A 21692-nucleotide genomic window follows, 5' to 3' on the forward strand; every position below is an offset into this window, starting at 1 on the left:
TCATTTTTAGCCCAGTTTACTGGGCTTTTTTATGTCTATTAGTTGACGATTGATAATCCATCCCTATAATAGCCCACCACACGAATTGTAATGAGTAATGTGCCTGTAGCTCAGTTGGATAGAGCACCCGCCTTCTAAGCGGACGGTCATGGGTTCGAATCCCTTCAGGCGCACCATTTCAATCCATTACTTTGCACGTTTAAATTAGGTTTTGTTGGCAGCTATTGAGTTGCGTTATACGCAGCAGGGTCAACAAATAAAGCAAGTTCCCGAGAGGAAGTTTTATGCAAGTTTCTGTAGAGACAACGTCTCCAATCGAGCGCGTTCTTACTATCACTGTTCCAGCTGCTCGTATTGAAGAAAAAGTAAATTCTGAAGTAGCATCTACTGCTAAGAAAGCTCAAATTGATGGCTTTCGTAAAGGAAAAGTACCTGTTAGCGTTATTAAAAAACGTTACGGCCAAGGTATTCGTATGGAAGCTGTTGAGCAAATCATGCGTGATACTTATATGGAAGCGCTTCAGCAAGAGTCTTTGCAGCCAGCGGGCATGCCTTCTATAGAACCTAAAAACTTCGCTGAAGGCGAAGATCTAGAATTTACAGCTAAAGTAGAAGTTTATCCTGAAATTACTTTAGCTGATCCGTCTGCTATCACAGTAAGTCGTGTTACTTCAGATGTAACCGATGCTGATGTTGACACTATGCTTGAAACACTTCGCAAGCAAAACGCGGATTGGGCGCCTGTTGAGCGTGAAGCAGCTGATGGCGATCAAGTGACTATCGATTTTGTTGGTTACCTTGGTGATGAAGCATTTGAAGGTGGCGCAGCAGAAGGTCACAAACTAGTGTTGGGCTCTAACACTATGATTCCTGGTTTTGAAACTGGTATCTTAGGCGCTAAAGTTGCTGAAGAACGTACTATCTCTGTTACTTTCCCAGACGATTACCAAGCAGAAAATTTGAAAGGCAAAGAAGCGACTTTCAAAATCACTGTTGCAGAAGTAGCTGAGCAGATTGTTCCTGAATTAAACGATGCTTTTGTTGAAAAATTCGGTCTAGAAGAAGCGACTGTTGAAGCACTTCGTGCTGAAGTTCGTAAGAATATGGATCGTGAGCTAAATCAAGCGGTTAAAGCAAAATTGAAAAACTCATTGTTTGATGGTTTATTATCTATTAATAATGAAGTTCAAGTGCCTTCTGGTTTGGTTGATCAAGAAGTTGATGCGCTGCGTAAACAAGCAGGTCAGCAATTTGGCGGTCAAGATTTTGATGTTTCCCAATTGCCTGCAGAATTGTTCCAAGAAGAAGCGACAAAACGCGCTAAACTTGGTTTATTGATTTCTGAAGTAATCAAACAAAATGATCTTAAATTGGATGATGATCGAGTTCGTGCCTTCCTAGAAGACATGGCTCAATCTTACCAAGAGCCACAACAGGTTATTGATTACTACTTGAAGAACAAAGAGCAGTTATCACAAGTGCAATCTGCTGTACTTGAAGAGCAAGTTGTTGATAAACTGTTAGAAACAGCTCAAATTACAGATGTAACTTTGGGTTATGAAGACGCTATCAAGCCAGAAGCCCAAGCTGAAAAAGAAGGGCAAGAAGCATAAGATTCTTCTTATCTTTTTAAGTAAGGCCGACATAGCATTAGCTATGTCGGCTTTTTTGTTTTAAGGAATGTGATATGAATTTGACTAACCCAACGACAGGCCCAGTTGCCATTACAAGTAACGGTCTTGTCCCAATGGTAATTGAACAAACAGCTCGTGGAGAACGATCTTTTGACATCTACTCACGACTATTAAAAGAGCGTGTTATCTTTTTGGTCGGCCAGGTAGAAGATCACATGGCTAACTTGGTTGTGGCTCAGTTGTTGTTTCTTGAATCTGAAAATCCAGACAAAGATATACATCTTTACATTAACTCGCCAGGCGGTTCGGTGACGGCGGGTATGTCTATTTATGATACGATGCAATTTATCAAACCAGATGTAAGTACCATGTGTATTGGTCAAGCGGCCAGTATGGGTGCGCTTCTACTAACCGCTGGTGCAGAAGGCAAGCGTTATTGTTTGCCGAATTCTCGAGTGATGATTCACCAGCCATTAGGTGGTTATCAAGGGCAAGCTTCTGATATTGAAATTCACACGCGTGAAATTTTAAGTATTAAGCAAAAATTGAATGAAATAATTTCATTCCATACTGGTAAGCCTATCGAGCAAGTTGCTATTGATACAGATCGAGATAACTTTATGAACCCTGAAACGGCGAAAGAGTACGGTCTGATCGATGAAATTTTACAAAAACGTTTAGTTTAAAAAAAGGGTGGAATGAATGTCGGATGATAAGTTTAGCCACGAAGACCACTCTGATCGGCTGCTATATTGTTCTTTCTGTGGAAAGAGCCAAGATGAAGTTAAAAAGCTGATCGCAGGGCCTTCTGTCTATATCTGTAATGAGTGTGTTGATTTGTGTAATAACATCATCACTCAAGAATTATTGCAGGGTGATGCGGTTGGTGAGTCTAGCGATGAGCTTCCTACGCCAGCGAAACTAAGTGCTGCATTAGATGAATACGTTATTGGTCAAGACCGAGCGAAGCGTGTTTTGGCGGTTGCTGTGTATAACCATTACAAGCGTTTACGCCACCAAGGTAAGACAGACAATAATATTGAATTAGGAAAAAGCAACATTCTCCTGATTGGTCCTACTGGTAGCGGTAAAACTTTGTTGGCTCAAACATTAGCGCGTGTGCTTGATGTACCTTTTACTATTGCGGATGCAACCACGCTAACAGAAGCGGGTTACGTTGGTGAAGATGTAGAAAACATTATTCAGAAGCTACTTCAAAATTGCGATTACGATGTTGAAAAAGCTCAGCGTGGTATCGTTTATATTGATGAAATCGATAAGATTTCTCGTAAATCTGATAACCCTTCTATTACACGTGACGTGTCTGGCGAAGGCGTACAGCAAGCCTTGCTGAAGTTGATCGAAGGTACGGTTGCGTCCGTTCCGCCTCAGGGTGGTCGTAAGCATCCTCAGCAAGAGTTTTTGCAAGTTGATACGTCTAATATCTTGTTCATTTGTGGTGGTGCATTTGCCGGACTTGAGCGTGTTATTAGTGACCGTACTGAAAAAAGTAGTATTGGTTTCTCGGCGAAAGTGAAAAGTAAAGAAGAGGGTAAATCCTTCTCTGAAGCCGTTCATAAGGTTGAGACAGAAGATCTTGTTAAATTTGGCTTGATTCCTGAGTTTGTTGGTCGTTTGCCGGTTGTTGCGACTTTGTCAGAACTTGATGAAGAAGCATTAGTGACAATATTAAGTCAGCCTAAAAATGCACTGACAAAACAATATCAGCATCTTTTTGAGTTAGAAGGTGTTGAGCTTGAATTTACGCCAGAATCTTTAAAAGAAGCGGCGGCTCTTGCTCTTGATAGAAAAACAGGTGCTCGTGGCTTACGTAGTATTTTGGAGTCTGCATTATTAGATTGCATGTATGAATTGCCTACTCGCAGTGATGTGACTAAGGTCGTGATGGATGCTTCTTCTATGAAAGGTGATACGGCTCCACTAATGGTGCTTGAGAAAGAAGAATTAACGAAAAACGCTTAATTTTTCCATCTTTCTACTAAAACCGAGTATGAATGTTCGCATTCATGCTCGGTTTTTTTTTAGTGTGAGATTTGAAAACAGCATGTACACTGAATTCAACACGCTGATACGGTTGTTTTTTTTATTATTGTCCTTATCTCTTTCCTAATCAAAGAATAAACTGAAAGTGCGCGGTATCTTGCGCCCAGATTGGAAATAAATATGTCAAAATTCTCAATGATGCCCATGCTGCCGTTACGTGATGTGGTTATTTACCCTCACATGGTGTTGCCGCTATTTGTTGGTCGTGCAAAGTCTATTGCAGCGCTAGAGGCGGCAATGGAGAGTGATAAATATGTGTTTTTAGTAGCTCAACAAGATGCTTCTAAGGATGATCCTCAGCTTGAAGATCTTTATTCGATCGGTACTACTGCCAAAGTTATGCAGTTGTTACGTCTTCCCGATGGCACCGTTAAGGTTCTTGTGGAAGGTGGTAGTCGTGCTCGTCTTGATGCGATTGAAGAAGGTGATGATTACGCCTCTGGTCGAATTACGGAGCTTGAGCCAGAAGCAGAGAATGAGTCTGAGCACAATGTGATTCGCGGTGCGTTACTAAAGCAGCTTGATGAGTACGTTGCCGGCAGTAAGCGTATTCCTGCAGAAGTGGTAACCTCAGTTAAGTCGATCGATGACCTTTCAAAGCTGATCGATAGTATTACTGGCCACATGAGTCTAAAACTTGAAGATAAACAGCAAGTTCTCGAAATTGATTCGTTAACAGAGCGTGGCGAATATTTGATGGCGTTAATGGATGGTGAATTAGACATCGCCCATCTTGAGAAAAACATTCGCAGTCGCGTCAAAAAACAGATGGAAAAAAGCCAGCGTGAATACTATTTGAATGAGCAAATGAAAGCCATTCAGAAAGAGCTTGGTGATATGGAGGATGGCGCTAGTGAACTAGACATTCTTCAAGAGAAAATTGCTGAAGCAGGTATGTCTCCAGAAGCAACAGAAAAAGCAGAAGCAGAATTGAAGAAATTGCGCATGATGTCTCCGATGTCAGCGGAAGCGACAGTAGTGCGTGGTTATATTGACTGGTTGGTTTGCCTCCCTTGGAAAAAACGCAGTAAGGTTCGAAATGATTTGGCCTATGCAGAAAAAATCTTGGATCAAGATCATTATGGTTTACAAGATGTAAAAGAACGAATTCTTGAGTTCTTGGCCGTTCAGCAGCGTGTGAAAAAAGTAAAAGGCCCAGTATTATGTCTTGTTGGACCTCCGGGTGTAGGTAAAACATCATTGGGCCAGTCTATTGCCAAAGCGGTAAATCGTAAATACGTGCGTATGGCGTTAGGTGGGGTGCGTGATGAAGCGGAAATTCGTGGTCATCGACGTACTTATATCGGCTCTATGCCAGGTAAGTTATTGCAAAAATTGGCAAAAATCAAAGTTAAAAACCCACTGTTTTTACTTGATGAAATAGACAAAATGGGCATGGATCAACGCGGAGACCCGGCGTCTGCTTTGTTGGAAGTGTTGGATCCAGAGCAAAACCATACGTTCAGTGATCATTATTTAGAAGTAGATTATGATTTGTCGGATGTCATGTTTATTTGTACTTCAAATACGATGAATATTCCTGGCCCGCTGTTAGATCGAATGGAAGTTATTCGTATCCCTGGCTACACAGAAGACGAAAAGCTTAATATTGCTAAGCGTTATTTATTGCCTAAACAGATTAAGTTAGCGGGTTTGAAAGAGAAAGAAATTCAAATTTCAGATGAAGCGTTGATGGATGTTATTCGTTATTACACTCGTGAAGCGGGTGTGCGTGGACTTGAAAGAGAGTTAAGTAAGATTTGCCGCCGAGTTATTAAGCAACAAACCTTAAGTAAAGAGGCAAAAACCGTCAGTGTGTCCTCTGAAAATCTAGAGGAATTCTCTGGTGTGCGTAAATGCAGCTATGGTAAAGCGGAAGAAAAAAATCAGATTGGACAGGTTACTGGTCTAGCGTGGACATCCGTCGGTGGCGAGTTGTTAACGATTGAAGCCGCAGGAATGCGTGGTAAGGGTCGTAATGTTAAGACTGGTTCCTTAGGGGATGTGATGCAAGAATCTATTCAAGCGGCCTTAACGGTTGTTAGGAGTAGAGCTGTCGGTCTAGGTATTGATGAAGATTTTCATGAGAAAACCGACTTGCATTTGCATGTTCCTGAAGGGGCTACGCCGAAAGATGGTCCAAGTGCTGGTGTGGCTATGTGTACCGCCATTGTGTCAGTGCTAACAAAGATTCCTGTTAAAGCCTCTGTGGCGATGACAGGTGAGATTACGTTGCGTGGGGAGGTGTTACCTATAGGTGGGCTTAAAGAGAAGCTCTTGGCTGCTCATAGGGGCGGGATTAAAACCGTTATTATTCCTCAAGAAAATGCGCGTGACTTAAAAGAAATTCCTGATAATATCAAAGCAGATCTGAAAATTATTCCAGTAAAATGGATTGATGAAGTGCTAGATATAGCTTTAGAGTACATTCCTTCACCAAAAAAGGAAGAAACCTTAGCTTCAAAGGAAAAAACTGTTGATGAACAAGAAACTGTGAGTCATCATTAGTTCAAACCCCGTGTTGACAAGGGGTAGGGAGGGCTTGTATAACTTTGGCTCGACCTTGTCGGTAGGCTTTTATACAGCACCGAAAATAATTCTAAGGAACAACGACAATACTGAAGGGGTAAAATGTGAATAAATCTGAACTGATTGATGCTATTGCGGCATCTGCTGACCTATCTAAAGCTTCTGCTGGTAATGCACTTGATGCGACTCTTAAAGCAATTGAAGGAGCTTTGTCAAAAGGTGACCAAGTAACATTGGTAGGTTTTGGTACTTTTGCAGTTAAAGAGCGTGCGGCCCGTACTGGTCGTAATCCTCAAACAGGTGCGGAAATTCAAATCAAAGCAGCGAAAGTTCCTGGTTTTAAAGCCGGTAAAGGTCTTAAAGACGCTGTAAACTAATGAATTAGGAGCAGTAGTTCAGTTGGTTAGAATACCTGCCTGTCACGCAGGGGGTCGCGGGTTCGAGTCCCGTCTGTTCCGCCATTAAATACAAAAAGGTGTATTCCCAGCGGAATGCACCTTTTTTATATACGAATTATCATAAATTCATTGGGAGGCATAATGCTCCAAGATATAAGAGATAAGTCACAAGGCATTGTAGTAAAGATCATCGTAGGCTTTATTGTCGTGACTTTTGCTCTATTTGGCGTTGATGCATTAGTTAAAAGCTTTCATACGACCGATAAAGTAGCGGAAGTTGATGGTACTGATATTACTCGTGCGCAAATGCTTCAGGGAGCTGAGACTCAGCGTCGCCAGCTCATTTCTATGATGGGCGGCAAAATTGATCCTGCATTGTTGCAAGAAAATGTGCTGCAAAGTCGTGCTATTAATGAATTAATTCAACGTGCATTGTTAAGTAATCAAGCTAAATCGATCGGTTTGGGTGTTTCTGATGAGCAAGTGAATTCATACTTGTTACAAGCAGAGCAGTTCAAAACAGATGGTAAATTTGATCAAACAAAGTATTTAAGCTTCATTAATTCTTTGGGCTATACGCCGCTCGCTTTTAAAAATCGAATCAAAGAAGATATCCTTATTCAGCAAACCAGAAATGCGATTGCTGGATCAGAAATTATTTTGCCATATCAAGTGGATAGTATTGCTCAATTGCAATCGCAAGAGCGTTCTTATGACTACGTAAAATTTTCGTTAGCAGATGAAACTGAGAAAACCAGTATTTCTGATAAAGAACTAAAAGCTTACTATGACGCTCATCAAAGTGACTTTAAAACGCCAGAGGAAGTGAAGGTTAACTACGTTGTTATTAAGTCATCTGATTTTGATAGCAAAGTGAAAGTGACTGACGCTGAACTTCAAGATGCTTATAAAGCATTTGTAGCTGGATCTGCTAAAGAAGAGCGTGAAGCGTCTCATATACTTATAGACACTTCAAATCGCACAGAAAAACAAGCTGAAGCTCGTTTGGCTGAAATAAAAGCTAAGTTAGCGGCAGGTGCTAAGTTTGCTGACCTTGCTAAAGAATATTCTGATGACATTGGTTCTAAAAACAAAGGTGGTGATCTAGGCTATATTGCTAAAGGATCCATGGTGAAACCTTTTGAGGATACTTTATTTAGTATGAAGAAAGGTCAGGTTGAATCGGTTCAAACAAAATTTGGTTTGCACCTAATTAAACTTGACGCCATATCTGAAGCTAAAGTGCCTAGTTTTGCGGATAAAAAAGCAGAGTTGAAGAAAACACTACTTGCTGGCAAAGCGCAAGACGCGTTGCTAACGGCGCATGAAAACATTACTGATTTAGCGTATGCGAGTGATAAATTAGATCCGCTTGCTAAAGAATATGGCCTTAAGGTTCAGCAAAGTGCTTATTTTAGTCGTCAAGGTGGTTCCAGCGCTATAACGAGTAATGCTTCTGTTATTGCGGCGGCTTTTAGTGATACCGTTCTTAAAGATGATCAAAATAGTGATCTGATAGACATTAATGATGGCGAAGTCGTTGTGTTGCATCTTGTTGATCATAAAAATGAAGCTGTTAAGCCTTTTGCCGATGCGAAAGCAGAAGTAGCGTCTGATGTTGTCCAAGAAAAAGCGGCAGATGCGGTTAAAGCAAAAGCAGATGCGGCTAAGACAGCAACGGATACAAAATGGCAGAAAGTGACACTGGCAAAACGAGGTCAAGATGAAATTACCTCTTTAGCTTTTACTATGCCACATCCGAAAGACAAACCAGTGATGGAAGTTAAATCGCTTACTAACGGCGATTCAGTTTTGATTCGTTTGAATAAGGTAGAAGCGGGTTCTGATAAAGCGACCGATGATCAGAAAAAAGCGTACGAAAGCTATCTGAATCAAACGCAAGCTAACATGAGTACTCAAGCTCAAGAGAAGTTGTTAGAAGACAATGCAGATATTGAGCGTACAGCGCTTTAATCTCTCCGTTTTTTAAATCTAAAAAGGCCGCTCATTTGTGAAGCGGCCTTTTTTTGTTTTGTCTTACTATCAGAGGTGAAGGTGAAGGCGTTAGATCTCTGTTAACGTTTGTTTGATCGCGTTCAGTTAGATTTAAAACAATTAAGCCACCCGATTTAAAGGAAAAAGGGGGCGGCTTAATGTGATAATGGTGAGAGTCTGAAGGCTATGGGTTAGTTTTTAAGGGCGGCTAACCAAGTCACAGGGGGAATGAAAAAAGCGTTACCAGTGTGTGCGGTAGTGAACTTCATCAAATGGTCGGTGTGGCCATCCTCATCACCTTTCACCATACTTTCTAGCATTCGATTAAAGGTATTGGCCGTTTTGCTGTAGCTGGCAAACATCAGACCTTTTTCTGTGAGTGAGGCAAAAGGCATGCTGTGACGTAATATCTCCAGCGATTGTCCGTTGCTATCTTTTAAAGAGGTTCGTTTAGTGTGGGCATGGGGTGACTTTTGAGCAGAATCATATTCTTCATTGGAGTATTTAGTACGTCCATAAACATTTTCTTGGCTCTTTAGGTCTTGGTGTTCCCATTTTTCTAAATCGTGGACAAAACGCATTAGGTTTAGGTAAGAGCCATATTCAAAGTCAGGGTCTTCTTTGCCTACCAAAGCGACCTGCTGGCGGTCTTTGCCTGTCGGGTTCTCTGTACCATCGACAAAGCCAGTGAGATCGCGATTATCCAAGTATTTAAAGCAGCTCACTTCTTCTACTATCTCAAGGCTATGATCAAAAGCTTGGAACAAAGCATTAGCCAATTGATAAGTTGCGTCTCGACGCATTGAGCGGATGTGAAAAATCAGTTCGCCTGAGGTTTCTTTTACCTCAACATCTTGGTTTTTAAAATGTGGGAAAGGAGCTAGGTCATGGGGTTTTTTGGCGTCATCAAAAAGAGGCCAGACCGTATGGTTTAACCCAATTGAGGCATACAGCTCGGCCTCAGGAAACTGCTTTGCTATGGCATCAATAATATCGGTCGAGGCCGCGAGAGCTTGTTTCGCTTGCGTCACACGGTCGCGCACTAGATTAAATGTGATAAAAAGCGCATCACTGGATGCTTCTGGGGTGATACCAGTTTGATATGCGTGTGTCATTGTTGCCGTTTTCTCCATAAAATGGGTCTGTTCAGGCCAGTTTAAAAATTCGGATACAGTGTTTTTAACTGACTAGCTTGTGATTTTTTTGGCTGCCCGCTTTGGTATTCCTCAAGTGCTTCCGCCAGCGGAGTGCCTTGCCATTGGTTACTTGATTGATTGGAATACAGCATAAGCTCCGCTTCCATTAATAATTGAGTCAGCTTAACAGAAGAGGCTAAGCGTTTAATGTCATCAACGCTTTTAATTTGCTCATCTCCCCAGCGGTGTCTTGACCATTCTAGTAAGTGAGATCTTAGTTCTGGAAGGTTGTCCTGTTTACAGCATTGCACCAGACTCTTGAAAGCGCTTGTTTCATCATTTGAGCTCAATGGGGCGAATTCTTGTAGCGTAGGTACAATATTCTCTTCGTTTATAGGGGTTCTTTTTCTCTTAAAGAAAATGATTAGCCATGCTGTCAGTAGGGCGGCTAATAAGACAATTAACGCAATAATGAGGTAGAGGCGCCAAGAAGAGCTAGTATTAGTTTTCTGTTTTTTGTCTGGTGTAGCTAGCGTTGTTGCTGTCTTCTTTTCTTTTTTTGCTAATGAAATAGGAGCGCCCGTATCATTTTTTGGCGTAGCCGTGTCTATCTTCGATGTTGCTGAATGACTGATTGGTTTACCAGAATCATGATTGGATGTTTGCTTTTCATCATTTTGTTTAGCCTGAGCGGGAGTTGGTAGGGCGGCGATATTGATTGTCTTCGTCTTCGCATTGGCAATTTCTGTACTTTCTGATGTGGTATTCCAATAGATTACATTCACATCAGGCAGCGTTAGTGGGCCCGGTTTAGTGGGGACGACTTCAATTTTTAGTAACTGATGTCCAGTGATGCCTGCGTCTGTTTTTCCACTGCTAAATTTAATGGGCTCTGGGTACAGTTTGTAATCTGGTGTGCTTTCAAATGTTATTTGTGGAATTTGTTCTGGTAAGGAATCTTTGGCGCTGATATTGATGGTCCAAATTAGTGTGTCACCGACTTTTGCTGTGTTGCTGGTTTTTGTTAGGTCGGTTGAAACGCTAACCGCTTTGCTAGGAAGCCAATTGTCACTGGTGTAGCTCGCAGGGATAGGTTGCACTTGCAGATTGATTGGCTCGCTTTGAATCTTAATGATTCGTTTACCAGAGGCGGTGTTAACCATGGCACGAACCGTTTGTGGGGCGATATTAATCAGCCCGCTTTTCTGTGGGAAAACAAGGTACTTTCGAGTTAATACCTGGTATTGAGTGCCCTTAATCGTTTGATAGCCCATTTGATCGTCACTGAGTCGCTCGATGACTAAATCTGGGTTAGAGGGAGTCGAAAGGTTGGCATTTTGTAAGGATACAGAGGTAAGCAGTTGCTCGGTAAGAATGACTTGTTGCTGCAGGTAAGGTGCATTTTCTGTGACTTGCGTTTTCACTATTACTGGTGGGTTACCATTACCGTCAAGAATTTGTGGGGCATTTTTGACGGTTAGTGTTAGAGGTTGAGACTCATGGCCGCCAATAGTGATGGATGGAATTTCGATTGTTCCTACCGATTTTGGCATTAATGAGATGACCCAATAACTTAATGCGGTATTAGAGCCTAGGTTGAAGCTAAATTGACTGTTTTGGCTCTGTCCTAAAATATCAAAGTTTTTCTTTAGGGCGCTCAAGTCTGGGCCTTTACCTGTTTTGGTAAAGTCTGCTCTTAGGGTGAGTTGTACCACGTCATTTTCAGCAACTGTACTTTTATCTAAAGAGGCGACAACGCTATCGGCATAAACAGAGAAGGAGGACGATATTAAAAGTAAGGCAATCAGTAAGGTGACGGCATTACGTAGCGTCTTAGCTAAGGTGAATAATGAATGGAACAGACGCTTGGTTACCATGGGTTTTGTTCATCCTCTTGACTGAATTGATTTTCGTGGCGCTTTTCTTGATGAAGGTACCAGAGCTTACGTTGTAATAAGGTGCCAGGGTTATCTTGTATTTGCCTTAACCATTGATTAAGTGCTTGTTTCTGTTCGTTATTAAGCTTTTCTTTGGCTTCTTTTTGCTGCTCTTCTTTGTTGCTATTACTTTTTTCTTTATTATCCTCGGGCGACGGCTTTTTGTCTTGTTTTTCAGGTGTTTTATTGTCTTTTTTAGGGTTGTTATGGGAAGACTGTTGGTTTTTTGAATCAGATGAGTCTTTGTTAGACTGTTGGTTTTTAGAATCAGATGAATCTTTGTTCTGTTGTTTCTTATTCTGATCTTTTTGGTTTTTCTGCTGTTTGTTTTTTTTCTGTTGCTGTTTTTCCAAATAGGCTAGATTTTCTTTGGCTTGTTTGAATGTAGGATCTAGTTCTAAGGCTTTTTTATAGGCGTTGATAGCGTCTTCTGTTTTACCAGATAAAGCTAATGCGTTACCTAGGTTGTAATTATCCGCCACACTACTTTTGAGTGTTGATAGGGTTTTAGCCGCTTGGTCGTAATGGCCTAAAGCGTAATCTGATGCTGCCTTCCAGTCTGGACGTTTAAAGTGTTTTTCTGCTGTTTTCCAATCGCCTTTATCAACGGCTTGTTGGCCCTGTTGATCCGCAGTCATAAACCAGTCAAGCGGTGAAGCCGAGGCTTTATTAGATGGTAGAGAGAAAAAGCCAATAAGTAATATAAATAACATGCCTCGACGAAACTGGAATGCTAGCCATAGTAAAAAAGGAAGTGCTAGCCATTGACCTTGATCTATCCAGTGGATGCTTTTGTTGTCTGCTTGCTCAGATTTGTTCTGAAGGACTGCTTGGCCTGTTATTTTATTCAAATCCGTTTGATCTAATCTACCGTGATAGAAGTTGCCACCTAGTTTTTCGGTGAGTGCTTTTAAATCGTCAATTGGGGTGGATGGAATAACGGCCTTACCGTTAGATTTTAGAGGTCTGCCATCAGGGAGTTGTATTTCTCCCCCTTTTTTAGTGCCAACGGCGATGAGGTCTAAGCGCACGTTATGGTCTTTTAGTAAATCTGGGATTTTGCTTTGGTCCTTTGCGTCTAGGTCATCGGTTAAAACAATCAGATGTACTGGTGTTTTTTTACTCGGAAGTAGAGACAGTGCCTTCTGAATTCCGCTGGTTAAGTTGCTACCATAAACGGGCATGATGAGAGGGTTTAGCGCGAGTAAAAAGTGCGTGATTGTTTTTTTATCTTGGCTAAAAGGGCTGATGGTATAAGCATCGCCAGCGAAGGCAACAAGAGCGATATCGCCGTCTTTACTTTGTGACAGGATATCTCTGATTGTCTGCTGTAGTCGAGTTTCTCGGTCAGGCTTAATGTCTGTTGCGTACATTGACATAGACTGATCGACGACTAATACGGTTTTACTGGTCGACTCAAACATCGTAGAGGCGGCTTTAGTCCAACTGATGCCAGCAAGCCCAAACCAGCAAAGGCTAAAGCAAAGTAAGCCAATCCATTTGTTGGCAGTTCGTTGTGTTCCTTTATGCTCTAGAAATACTAATAGGTTTTTATCAATGGCTCTATTTAGTGTCGTTGACGAAGCGTGTTGATAGCGGATGAAAGCAAATACTAACCAGGTCGCAGGAATGAATAGTAGCCAATAGGGACGATCAAAATGGATCATATCGAGGAAGGTCATGCTTTTTTCCTCATTCTAAGAGTTAATTTTCCACTGGATAATAAAGCGAGTCCTAAAAATATCATCGAGACAAGGCCTAGCCAGTGAAAGTAGCTAGTGATGGGACGTTGCCAAATATTTTGGGCTGGCGTTGGTTCTAATTTATCTAATGTTGCATAAATACGACGTAAATCAGCCGTGCTTTTCGCCCTGAAATATTCGCCACCGGTTTTATGGGCGATGCTTTTTAGCATTTTCTCATCAAGGTCGCTAGAAGGGTTGATCGTTTGTGGGCCAAAGAATCCTTGGACTTGCATGCTGTCCGCACCAATGCCAATCGTATGAATGCGTAAGTGCTGGGTGGCTGCAAAGCTAGCGGCTTGATCAGGATTCACTCTGCCTGCTGTGTTGGCGCCATCTGTCATTAGGATGAGTACTTTTTTGTCTGAAGGTTTATTTTCGAGGCGCTTGATCCCCAGTCCGATGGCATCGCCAATCGCGGTTTGCTCACCTGCAAAACCTATTTGTTCTTCTTGTACGAGTTGATTTATGGTTTTTGTATCGAAGCTCAGCGGAGCTTGTAAATACGCTTTTGAGCCAAATACAATCAATCCAATTCTATCGCCGCGTCGTTTTTTGATAAAATCGGATAAAACCGCTTTTTCGGCATCTAGGCGATCAACAGGATGCCCATCAAGTGTCATGTCTTTGATTTGCATGCTGCCAGATAAATCCAAGGCGATCAGAAGATCTCGACCTGAAGGCGTGACCTGTGTAGGTTCACCAAGCCATGTAGGGCGAGCGATTGCACAAACCAAGAAAACCCAAGCGAGTGATAGAAAAATAAGTGGTAGGCTAATCGACTTTTTAGAAGGCAGATTTTCTTGCCGTTTTTCTAAGTAGCCAGCATTTGGAAACCATAAGGCACTGCCTTTAGGCGCAACTTTAGGTAAAAAATGAATCAGTATTGGAAGCGGTAATAGGCAAAGAAACCAAGGCCAAGTGAATTCAAACATGGTGTTTCCTTATCCAATATCGAGTGATGCTGAGAATGTTTTCTCTCTGTTTTGCTGTCAGTTCAACGTTTCCACGATAAGGGCCATTTATAAAGTCATCACTAAGAAGATGAAACTGTTGTTTCGCGGGAAGTTTCTCATCAAGCTTTTCGATCAAAGACTCTACTGGCAGAGCCGCGAGTGACATTCTGTTTTCACTGACCAGACAGCGCCGAATTAGCTCATGACATAGCGTAATAAGCTCTTTATCTAATAAATTGTCATCTGCGTGTTTGAGCGATGCAAGGGCTTCTCTACGATAGGTACGTTTATGACGTCTTTTAATAAGCAGTAACACAATCCCTATAACTATCAGGATGACGATAGCCAGAGCGAGCCAAGTCCACCATGCTGGTGGCCACATTGGAACCGCTTGTGGAAGCATATAGGCCTTGTGTGGCAGCTCTAGTGGTGGTGTTTGAGGAATCATTAGCGCAATGCTCCCTGGTCTAATAAGCGTCGAGCAATTCCTTCTGGGGGCTCACTGATATCAAATAGCTGGTGGCGAATCCCAATACGAGCTAAGCGCTGACGCATGGCGTTGTTCTGTTCGAAGAAATCCTTTTTGGCCTGCTCAGAGCTTTTCTTTGTTATTTTGACGGATTTCATTCCGTCAGCATCGGCAAATTGGTATTGGCCAGGAGGCAGCTCAAAGGTATGGTGGTCAAATATTTGTATCCAGTGGATTTGGTTGTGTTTAGCCAGCTGTTGTAGCGATATTTGTTCTTCAGCGCTCCACTGTTGTTTGTCTGTTAAAATAATAATGTCTTTATTGCGTGCTTTAGTGGCGATTTTTGAACCGTGCCAGCCAAGGTTTTTTGGCGCTAAATATTCTCTGTTTTGGACTTTTGACGCATTTTTTAATTGATTTAACATGTTCCAAACAGAGCTTTTATTAAGGTGCTCTACGGTTTGATTACCAAAGCGTAAATTATAGAGTAGCTTGTCACCTTGTTGTTCTGAACGCCATGCAATCAAGCCAGCAAGTTGAATGAAACGGGTCGATATAAAGGCAAAGCGGGTGCTGAAATAGGCGGCGGGAGACAGATCTAAAAAGAGCAATCGTTGATGGTCGTTTTCTTGAGCATAAAGGCGAGTGTGAGTATGGCCTGTGCGAGCGGTTACTCGCCAGTCTATGTGTCTTAAATCATCACTCATTTGATAAGGGCGTAACTCGAGCATTTCCATGCCGTGGCCTTTCTTTTTAGAGCGTTTTTCTCCCGATTTTACGGTAAAACGGGCAGCTTTAGATGCCCGACCGAGATGCTTTGCAAAATGTGCGAGCAAAGCAAAGTCAGGATCATCAAGCTCGGGTGATGCTGGGGAGAGTAATGAAATCATAATATCTATAATGCTGGTACGTGACTGATGAGCCTATTTAATAATTCATCTTCTGATAGGCCAGCGGCTTGAGCTTCAAAAGACGTAATAATGCGATGACGCAAGACGGGAAGTGCTATTTGTCGAACATCATCTGGTGTCACAAAATCTCGACCTTGAATAAGTGCGTTTGCTCTAGCGCAACGATCCAGTGCCAGTGTGCCGCGTGGGCTAGCACCAAAATCAATTAGGCTAGAGCCGTTAGCTGTTTCGCCAAGGTAATGTTCAGGGTGACGTGTCGCCATGACCAATTGGACTATATAGTGCTCAACAGATTCAGACATATAAAGCGATAATGCTTTTTGTTGCAAAGCCAGAATGTCCGCTGGACTACACACAGTTTGAGTCTTACTCGCAAATGTTTTGTGAAGATCTTGTTGTCTGACCAGTCGCAATACTTCCAGTTCGCTTTCTGCACTTGGGTAGCCAAGATTTATTTTCATCATGAAGCGATCAAGTTGCGCTTCAGGAAGTGGGTAGGTGCCTTCTTGTTCAATAGGGTTTTGTGTTGCGATGACAAAAAATAAAGCAGGTAGCGTATAACTGTGGTTACCAACAGTCACTTGCCTTTCTCCCATGGCTTCTAAAAGCGCAGATTGAACCTTAGCAGGTGCACGGTTGATTTCATCGGCAAGCACTATATCGTTCATGATAGGGCCAGGAACAAAAGTAAACTGTCCTGTTTCTTGCTGATAAATATCCGAACCAGTGACGTCCCCCGGCAATAAATCTGGAGTGAACTGAATTCGTTGAAAGCGGCTGTCTATCGCACTTGCAAGCGCTTTTGCCGCTGTCGTTTTCGCTATGCCTGGGGGGCCTTCAAGTAAAACATGGCCGTTGGCAATAAGCGCTACCAGTAATTCATTTGTTAGATCGGGCTGGCCGATAACGGCATGATTTAGATGGTCTTTTAACTTCTCAATTACTGATTCCATCGAACCTAAGTTCCTTATACTTCTGTCAAAAAAGGTGTCAACACAATATAATAGGCACCATCTTATCGGATTCAAAACTTTACATACAAGTCGTTAGTTGTAATAGATGCGTAAGCATAGGAAAGGAAAGTGGCAAAAATCGTAGTGGAAGTGATATTGAGCGCTTCTCAATACGAAGCGACGTACTCTGGTATGGCGAAAAATGTAGTAGCAAGTAGCCTTGATGGGCGAAAGGTACAACTGCCTTTATCGGCTTTTCAGCGCTTTGTGACTTATCACGGCGTGAATGGTATTTTTGAAGTAGAATTCGATGACAGACATAAATTGGTTGGTGTGACAAAAATACGTTAATCCACTTCGCCTCATACTCAACACGGTTAGGAGCCCTGTCTATGTATAATCTTGCTCGCTCATTACTCTTTAAATTAGATCCTGAAGTTTCTCATGAGCTATCATTAGACCTTTTAGCGGCAAGTAGTCGATTAGGAATAACGAAGTTCTTTGATGGTTTGCCTTCTACAAAACCGATTGATGTGATGGGGTTACGTTTTCCCAATGCAGTAGGCCTAGCGGCCGGCTTGGATAAGAATGCTGATGCTTTTGAAGCGCTAGGGGCGTTAGGTTTTGGCTTTGTTGAAGTGGGAACCGTGACGCCAAAAGGACAAGATGGTAACCCTAAGCCTCGTCTTTTTCGCTTGCCTGAAGACAATGCCATTATTAACCGTATGGGCTTTAATAATAAAGGTGTAGCGCATGTGGTTTCTCGTATAAAATCACATCGTTATCCGGGTATTTTGGGTGTTAACATTGGTAAGAATCTGACTACGTCGGTTGAAGATGCGGCGGCCGATTACCTTACTTGTTTACAAGAAGTGATCCCTTATGCGGATTACATTACAGCCAACATTAGCTCACCTAATACACCGGGCTTGCGCAGTCTGCAATTCGGTGAAAGTCTGGCACAATTAATAGCACCATTGTGTGAAGCGCGTAATCGTTACGAATCAGAGCATGGTAAACGTGTACCACTGGCGGTGAAAATTGCTCCAGATATGACTGATGATGAAATTAAATTAGTGTCTGATACCCTGCTAGCTCAAGGGGTGGATGGTATTATTGCGACGAATACCACATTGGCTCGTGATGCGGTTGCTGGCCATCAATATGCCAATGAAGCAGGTGGTTTGAGCGGTGCTCCCGTTCGCGATGCGGCTACTCATGTGGTACGGGTATTGGCGGAACACCTTAAAGGCGAATTACCTATTATTGGTGTTGGCGGCATATCAAGTGGCGAGGATGCGATTGAAAAACTCCAAGCTGGCGCGCAATTGGTACAATTGTATACAGGCTTTATTTATAAAGGGCCTGAACTGATAAAAGACGCGATAGCGTGTACCGATAGTTTTTACCGTGAGTTAGATTTGGACCGTTAACAAAAACAGTCAATTATTTTTTAAAATAGTGAGGCAGGAGTTAATCCTGCTTCACTTATTTGTAATAGTCGCGAGACGCGATAAAGACCGAAATTAAAAGAAACAAAAACCTAATGTGTCAGGCTAAATGTTTTATGGGTTCCTTCAATAGAAGATAGTCCATGCCACATATTTTTTCGCCAACCAGCTAGCCTATATTGATGTACGTGATGTTGAATAGAATGGCCTTTTTATCAGGCAATCATTCCAGCATAGTAATCACAACGATAGGCGTGGTGGTGAACATCTTGTTTTATGTCGAGCGTTAAAACGAGTTTAGATACGAGAAATTGTCCAAAACACGTTGCTCTAATACATTCACAGAAATTTAAAAAAAGTAATTAAAAATGACGACAGATATACAGACAACAGATTCAGTAGAACAGGTTTATGCTTTAGAGATTACCTGTCCACTCGGATTGGAGAATGTTTTAGAGCAAGAGTTGCATGCTGAAGGGTTGCTGAAGACTCGTTTAGGCGAAGGCCAAGTGAAGCTCTCAACAAATTTAGAAGGCATATACAAAGCATGCCTTTGGTCTCGTGTTGCGACGCGTGTTATGTACCCTGTGGCAAACTTTAATATTGAATCTGCAGACGATCTTTATGATGCTGTTAAATCAATTGATTGGTCTAAACATCTGACGGCCACAAACACGATTGCTATTGACTGTCATGGTACTAACGATCATATCCGAAATACTCAGTTTGGCGCAGTACGTACGAAAGATGCGATAGCCGACTATTTTGTCGCACTTTCTGGTGAGCGTCCAAGTGTTGAGAAAGAGCAGCCGGATGTTCGTATTGCAGTACGTATCAAGCGTGAAGCCGTGACGGTTAGTATAGATCTAGCCGGTGAAAGTATGCATCGACGCGGTTACCGTCAACATGGTGGTATGGCGCCCTTGAAAGAAAATCTAGCCGCTGGTTTGCTAATGCGAGCCGGTTGGGGAAGAGATTGCGGTTTAACACAATTAATTGATCCAATGTGTGGTTCAGGTACTTTTCTTGTTGAAGCGGCGATGATGTCATTAGATATGGCGCCAGGTTTGGGGCGCCAATATTGGGGCTTTAAAGGCTGGAAACAACATGATCACCGTTTGTGGCAACAGTTGATGGATTTTGCGAAAAACCGCAAAAAAGATCCCGCTACGTTAGGTATTCGTTTTCAGGGTACTGATATAGAACAAAAAGCCATAGCAGCATCACGAGAGTGTATTAAGCGTGCAGGCTTAACGAATTTGATTGATGTCACCATGACACCATTTCAAGATCATGAGTTTGAAATTGATAGTGAAAAGCCGGGTCTTGTAATTTGTAACCCACCTTATGGTGAGCGTCTGGGTGATGAAATGACCTTGATTGCGCTTTATCGTGAGCTAGGAGAGTGGGTTGTTAATCACGTTCGTGGTTGGCAGTTTATGATGTTGACGAGTAATGAGCAGTTAGCAAGACAGATTCCAGTTCGTCCAGAGAAAAGTACACGAGTCATTAATGGTGGATTAGAGTGTCGTGCTTATCGCTTTCCAATATTAACAGGCAGTGTAAAAGAAGATGTCGTGGCGCAATCGGTTATGTCGCCAGGCGCGAAGATGTTTGCAAACCGTCTTCACAAGAACATGAAGAAATTCAAAAAGTGGGCTGATAAAAAAGGCATTGAATGTTATCGAGTTTACGATGCTGATATGCCTGAGTACGCAGTAGCTATTGATATCTACCAAGACTGGGCGCATGTGCAAGAGTATCAGGCCCCAAAAAGTATTGATCCTGAAAAAGCTAAACAACGTTTATTTGATGCTGTATCTGCTATTCCAAGTGCCCTTAATATTGCTGAATCTAAAGTGGTAGTGAAACGTCGTCAGAAGCAAGTCGGCAAAACACAATATGAAAAACTTGATCAGTCGCAGCACGAAATGGTTGTGGGAGAGTACGGGTGTGATTTTATTGTTAATCTTAAAGATTACTTAGACACAGGCTTGTTCTTAGATCACCGTCCAGTTCGTAAATTGATTCAGGATCGAGCTAACGGAAAACGTTTTCTAAATCTATTTTGTTACACGGCAACGGCTTCAGTCCATGCGGGCCAAGGCGGAGCAAGAAGTACTTACAGTGTTGATATGTCAAACACGTATACTGAATGGGCGCGTCGTAACATTGAGCTGAATGAGTTCTCGCCTCGTGACCATAAAGTAGAGCGTGCTGATTGTTTTGAATGGTTACGGACTAATAAAGATAAGTTTGACTTTATTTTTATGGACCCACCAACGTTCTCTAATTCAAAGAAAATGTCTGAAGTATTGGATATTCAGAGAGATCATGGTGAACTAGTGCGTTTGGCTATGGCAAGATTATCGAAAAAGGGCGAGTTGATTTTTTCTAATAATTACCGTCGCTTTGTTCTTGATGATTCGTTAGTTGCTGAGTTCGATGTGGATAATGTGACTAAGCAAACGATGGATCCTGATTTCGAACGTAATACCAAAATCCATCAGTGCTGGATTATTCGACATAAGAAAGTAGCTGAGTAGAAACAGAATTAGGCTGTTTTATTTTGCTTGAATCACGTTAACTAATATGTGTGCTACGTATTAAATTGTATAGGTTTATAAGTTTTTAAAATGAGAAAAACATTTCGCCTTGTTATTAGTTGCCCAGACCGTACCGGTATAGTTGCCGCGGTGGCTCAATTTATTAATGATCGTAAAGGGTCTATTGCTGAGGCCAGCCATTATACTGATTTGGAATCTAAGTGGTTCTTTATGCGTCATGACATTGACGCTGACTCTTTATCCATGGATGTCGATACTTTTCGCCAAGAGTTTGCGTCTGTCGCAGAAGAATTTGATATGCGCTGGTATGTGAAAGACAGTGAGGTTAAGCCAAAGATTATGTTGTTGGCGACTAAGGAATCACATTGTCTAAACGATATTATGCATCGTTGGCATACGGGGGAGTTGAACTGCGATATTGTCGGTGTCATAGCGAATCATGAAGCACTTCGTTCTATGGTGGAATGGTACAATATTCCGTATCACTGCATTACGGTACCGAAAGAGAATAAAATGCCGGCCTTTCAAGAAATTGAAGCCTGCATTGATAACGCTCAGGCTGATACGATTGTTTTGGCGCGCTATATGCAAATTTTCCCTGAATATTTGTGTGAAAAGTATCGTCATCAAGTGATTAATATACATCATAGTTTTTTGCCTTCTTTCATTGGTGCTAAGCCTTATCATCAAGCAGCGGTACGCGGTGTTAAGTTGATCGGGGCGACGTGTCACTATGTGACAGCAGATTTGGATGCAGGTCCTATTATTGAGCAGGATGTAATTCGTGTTCGTCATAGTCACACGGCGGCAGATATGGTTCGTCTAGGCAAAGATATTGAGAAGCTTGTTTTATCCAAAGGCTTGCGTTATCACTTAGAAGATCGAGTCTTGGTTCATGGAAACAAAACCATAGTATTCGCTGATTAGCTTACTTTGTGACGGAGCGACAG

17 protein-coding genes and 2 tRNA genes are annotated in these 21692 nt (G+C 42.1%); 12 read left to right on the plus strand and 7 right to left on the minus strand.

What is annotated here, in order from left to right:
* Positions 1-99 precede the first annotated feature (99 nt).
* From E0D70_RS01760 to E0D70_RS01795, 8 genes are all read left to right on the plus strand, one after another.
* Positions 100-176: transfer RNA gene (locus E0D70_RS01760), tRNA-Arg, on the plus strand.
* Positions 177-284: 108 nt separating this feature from the next.
* Positions 285-1613: a trigger factor gene (gene tig, locus E0D70_RS01765; RefSeq protein WP_133010536.1), complete on the plus strand. Its 1329-nt coding sequence runs from the start codon at positions 285-287 to the stop codon at positions 1611-1613.
* A gap of 74 nt (positions 1614-1687) precedes the next feature.
* A complete protein-coding gene (gene clpP, locus E0D70_RS01770) occupies positions 1688-2320 on the plus strand; it encodes an ATP-dependent Clp endopeptidase proteolytic subunit ClpP (RefSeq protein WP_133010537.1) in 633 nt (210 codons plus the stop codon).
* A 16-nt stretch (positions 2321-2336) separates the two neighbouring features.
* Positions 2337-3617 (plus strand): ATP-dependent protease ATP-binding subunit ClpX, encoded by a 1281-nt coding sequence (clpX, locus tag E0D70_RS01775; RefSeq protein ID WP_133010538.1) that lies wholly within the window; start codon positions 2337-2339, stop codon positions 3615-3617.
* Positions 3618-3818: 201 nt separating this feature from the next.
* Complete coding sequence (gene lon / locus E0D70_RS01780) at positions 3819-6206, plus strand: endopeptidase La (protein WP_207923179.1); 2388 nt, start codon at positions 3819-3821, stop codon at positions 6204-6206.
* A gap of 125 nt (positions 6207-6331) precedes the next feature.
* Positions 6332-6604, plus strand: a complete 273-nt coding sequence (locus E0D70_RS01785) for an HU family DNA-binding protein (protein ID WP_133010540.1) — start codon at positions 6332-6334, stop codon at positions 6602-6604.
* Positions 6605-6611: 7 nt separating this feature from the next.
* Positions 6612-6688, plus strand: a tRNA-Asp gene (locus tag E0D70_RS01790).
* Positions 6689-6766: 78 nt separating this feature from the next.
* Positions 6767-8599 (plus strand): SurA N-terminal domain-containing protein, encoded by a 1833-nt coding sequence (locus tag E0D70_RS01795; RefSeq protein WP_133010541.1) that lies wholly within the window; start codon positions 6767-6769, stop codon positions 8597-8599.
* A gap of 212 nt (positions 8600-8811) precedes the next feature.
* Here the strand turns inward: E0D70_RS01795 and E0D70_RS01800 are convergent, their stop codons facing one another.
* Genes E0D70_RS01800 through E0D70_RS01830 form a run of 7 tightly spaced genes read right to left on the minus strand, consistent with a single transcriptional unit; the run spans position 8812 to position 16724 of the window.
* On the minus strand, positions 8812-9735 hold the full coding sequence (locus E0D70_RS01800) for a Dyp-type peroxidase (protein WP_133010542.1): 924 nt from the start codon (positions 9733-9735) through the stop codon (positions 8812-8814).
* Between the two features lie 41 nt (positions 9736-9776).
* On the minus strand, positions 9777-11633 hold the full coding sequence (locus E0D70_RS01805; protein WP_133010543.1) for a BatD family protein: 1857 nt from the start codon (positions 11631-11633) through the stop codon (positions 9777-9779).
* On the minus strand, positions 11627-13375 hold the full coding sequence (locus tag E0D70_RS01810) for a VWA domain-containing protein (protein WP_133010544.1): 1749 nt from the start codon (positions 13373-13375) through the stop codon (positions 11627-11629). Before E0D70_RS01810 ends, E0D70_RS01805 begins: the two co-directional genes overlap by 7 nt.
* A complete protein-coding gene (locus tag E0D70_RS01815) occupies positions 13372-14370 on the minus strand; it encodes a vWA domain-containing protein (RefSeq protein WP_133010545.1) in 999 nt (332 codons plus the stop codon). Before E0D70_RS01815 ends, E0D70_RS01810 begins: the two co-directional genes overlap by 4 nt.
* A complete protein-coding gene (locus E0D70_RS01820; RefSeq protein ID WP_133010546.1) occupies positions 14363-14839 on the minus strand; it encodes a DUF4381 domain-containing protein in 477 nt (158 codons plus the stop codon). Before E0D70_RS01820 ends, E0D70_RS01815 begins: the two co-directional genes overlap by 8 nt.
* Positions 14839-15750, minus strand: coding sequence for a DUF58 domain-containing protein (locus tag E0D70_RS01825; RefSeq protein WP_133010547.1), 912 nt, complete (start codon positions 15748-15750; stop codon positions 14839-14841). The genes E0D70_RS01820 and E0D70_RS01825 overlap by 1 nt, the downstream gene beginning before the upstream one ends.
* 5 nt (positions 15751-15755) lie before the next feature.
* Complete coding sequence (locus E0D70_RS01830) at positions 15756-16724, minus strand: AAA family ATPase (protein WP_133010548.1); 969 nt, start codon at positions 16722-16724, stop codon at positions 15756-15758.
* A gap of 129 nt (positions 16725-16853) precedes the next feature.
* Here E0D70_RS01830 and E0D70_RS01835 point away from each other — a divergent pair, with 129 nt between their 5' ends.
* The 4 genes from E0D70_RS01835 to purU all read left to right on the plus strand — a co-directional run bounded on the left by E0D70_RS01835 (position 16854) and on the right by purU (position 21669).
* Positions 16854-17075, plus strand: a complete 222-nt coding sequence (locus E0D70_RS01835; protein WP_133010549.1) for a DUF2835 family protein — start codon at positions 16854-16856, stop codon at positions 17073-17075.
* A gap of 41 nt (positions 17076-17116) precedes the next feature.
* The gene (locus tag E0D70_RS01840) at positions 17117-18157 is read left to right on the plus strand and encodes a quinone-dependent dihydroorotate dehydrogenase (protein WP_133010550.1); all 1041 of its coding nucleotides are present in this window, start codon (positions 17117-17119) and stop codon (positions 18155-18157) included.
* Positions 18158-18543: 386 nt separating this feature from the next.
* Complete coding sequence (gene rlmKL, locus E0D70_RS01845) at positions 18544-20721, plus strand: bifunctional 23S rRNA (guanine(2069)-N(7))-methyltransferase RlmK/23S rRNA (guanine(2445)-N(2))-methyltransferase RlmL (RefSeq protein ID WP_133010551.1); 2178 nt, start codon at positions 18544-18546, stop codon at positions 20719-20721.
* Between the two features lie 90 nt (positions 20722-20811).
* A complete protein-coding gene (gene purU, locus E0D70_RS01850; protein ID WP_133010552.1) occupies positions 20812-21669 on the plus strand; it encodes a formyltetrahydrofolate deformylase in 858 nt (285 codons plus the stop codon).
* The last annotated feature ends 23 nt before the right edge of the window (positions 21670-21692 follow it).

It is taken from the genome of Marinomonas flavescens (assembly GCF_004352835.1).
GTDB classification, from domain to species: Bacteria; Pseudomonadota; Gammaproteobacteria; order Pseudomonadales; family Marinomonadaceae; genus Marinomonas; species Marinomonas flavescens.

Coding starts and splice junctions, on each gene's coding strand:
- rlmKL (WP_133010551.1), top strand. CDS start 18,544: ATGACGACAGATATACAGACAACAGATTCAGTAGAACAGGTTTATGCT.
- tig (WP_133010536.1), top strand. CDS start 285: ATGCAAGTTTCTGTAGAGACAACGTCTCCAATCGAGCGCGTTCTTACT.
- purU (WP_133010552.1), top strand. CDS start 20,812: ATGAGAAAAACATTTCGCCTTGTTATTAGTTGCCCAGACCGTACCGGT.
- E0D70_RS01810 (WP_133010544.1), bottom strand. CDS start 13,375: ATGACCTTCCTCGATATGATCCATTTTGATCGTCCCTATTGGCTACTA.
- E0D70_RS01805 (WP_133010543.1), bottom strand. CDS start 11,633: ATGGTAACCAAGCGTCTGTTCCATTCATTATTCACCTTAGCTAAGACG.
- E0D70_RS01795 (WP_133010541.1), top strand. CDS start 6,767: ATGCTCCAAGATATAAGAGATAAGTCACAAGGCATTGTAGTAAAGATC.
- lon (WP_207923179.1), top strand. CDS start 3,819: ATGTCAAAATTCTCAATGATGCCCATGCTGCCGTTACGTGATGTGGTT.
- E0D70_RS01815 (WP_133010545.1), bottom strand. CDS start 14,370: ATGTTTGAATTCACTTGGCCTTGGTTTCTTTGCCTATTACCGCTTCCA.
- clpP (WP_133010537.1), top strand. CDS start 1,688: ATGAATTTGACTAACCCAACGACAGGCCCAGTTGCCATTACAAGTAAC.
- E0D70_RS01840 (WP_133010550.1), top strand. CDS start 17,117: ATGTATAATCTTGCTCGCTCATTACTCTTTAAATTAGATCCTGAAGTT.
- E0D70_RS01820 (WP_133010546.1), bottom strand. CDS start 14,839: ATGATTCCTCAAACACCACCACTAGAGCTGCCACACAAGGCCTATATG.
- E0D70_RS01825 (WP_133010547.1), bottom strand. CDS start 15,750: ATGATTTCATTACTCTCCCCAGCATCACCCGAGCTTGATGATCCTGAC.
- clpX (WP_133010538.1), top strand. CDS start 2,337: ATGTCGGATGATAAGTTTAGCCACGAAGACCACTCTGATCGGCTGCTA.
- E0D70_RS01800 (WP_133010542.1), bottom strand. CDS start 9,735: ATGACACACGCATATCAAACTGGTATCACCCCAGAAGCATCCAGTGAT.
- E0D70_RS01830 (WP_133010548.1), bottom strand. CDS start 16,724: ATGGAATCAGTAATTGAGAAGTTAAAAGACCATCTAAATCATGCCGTT.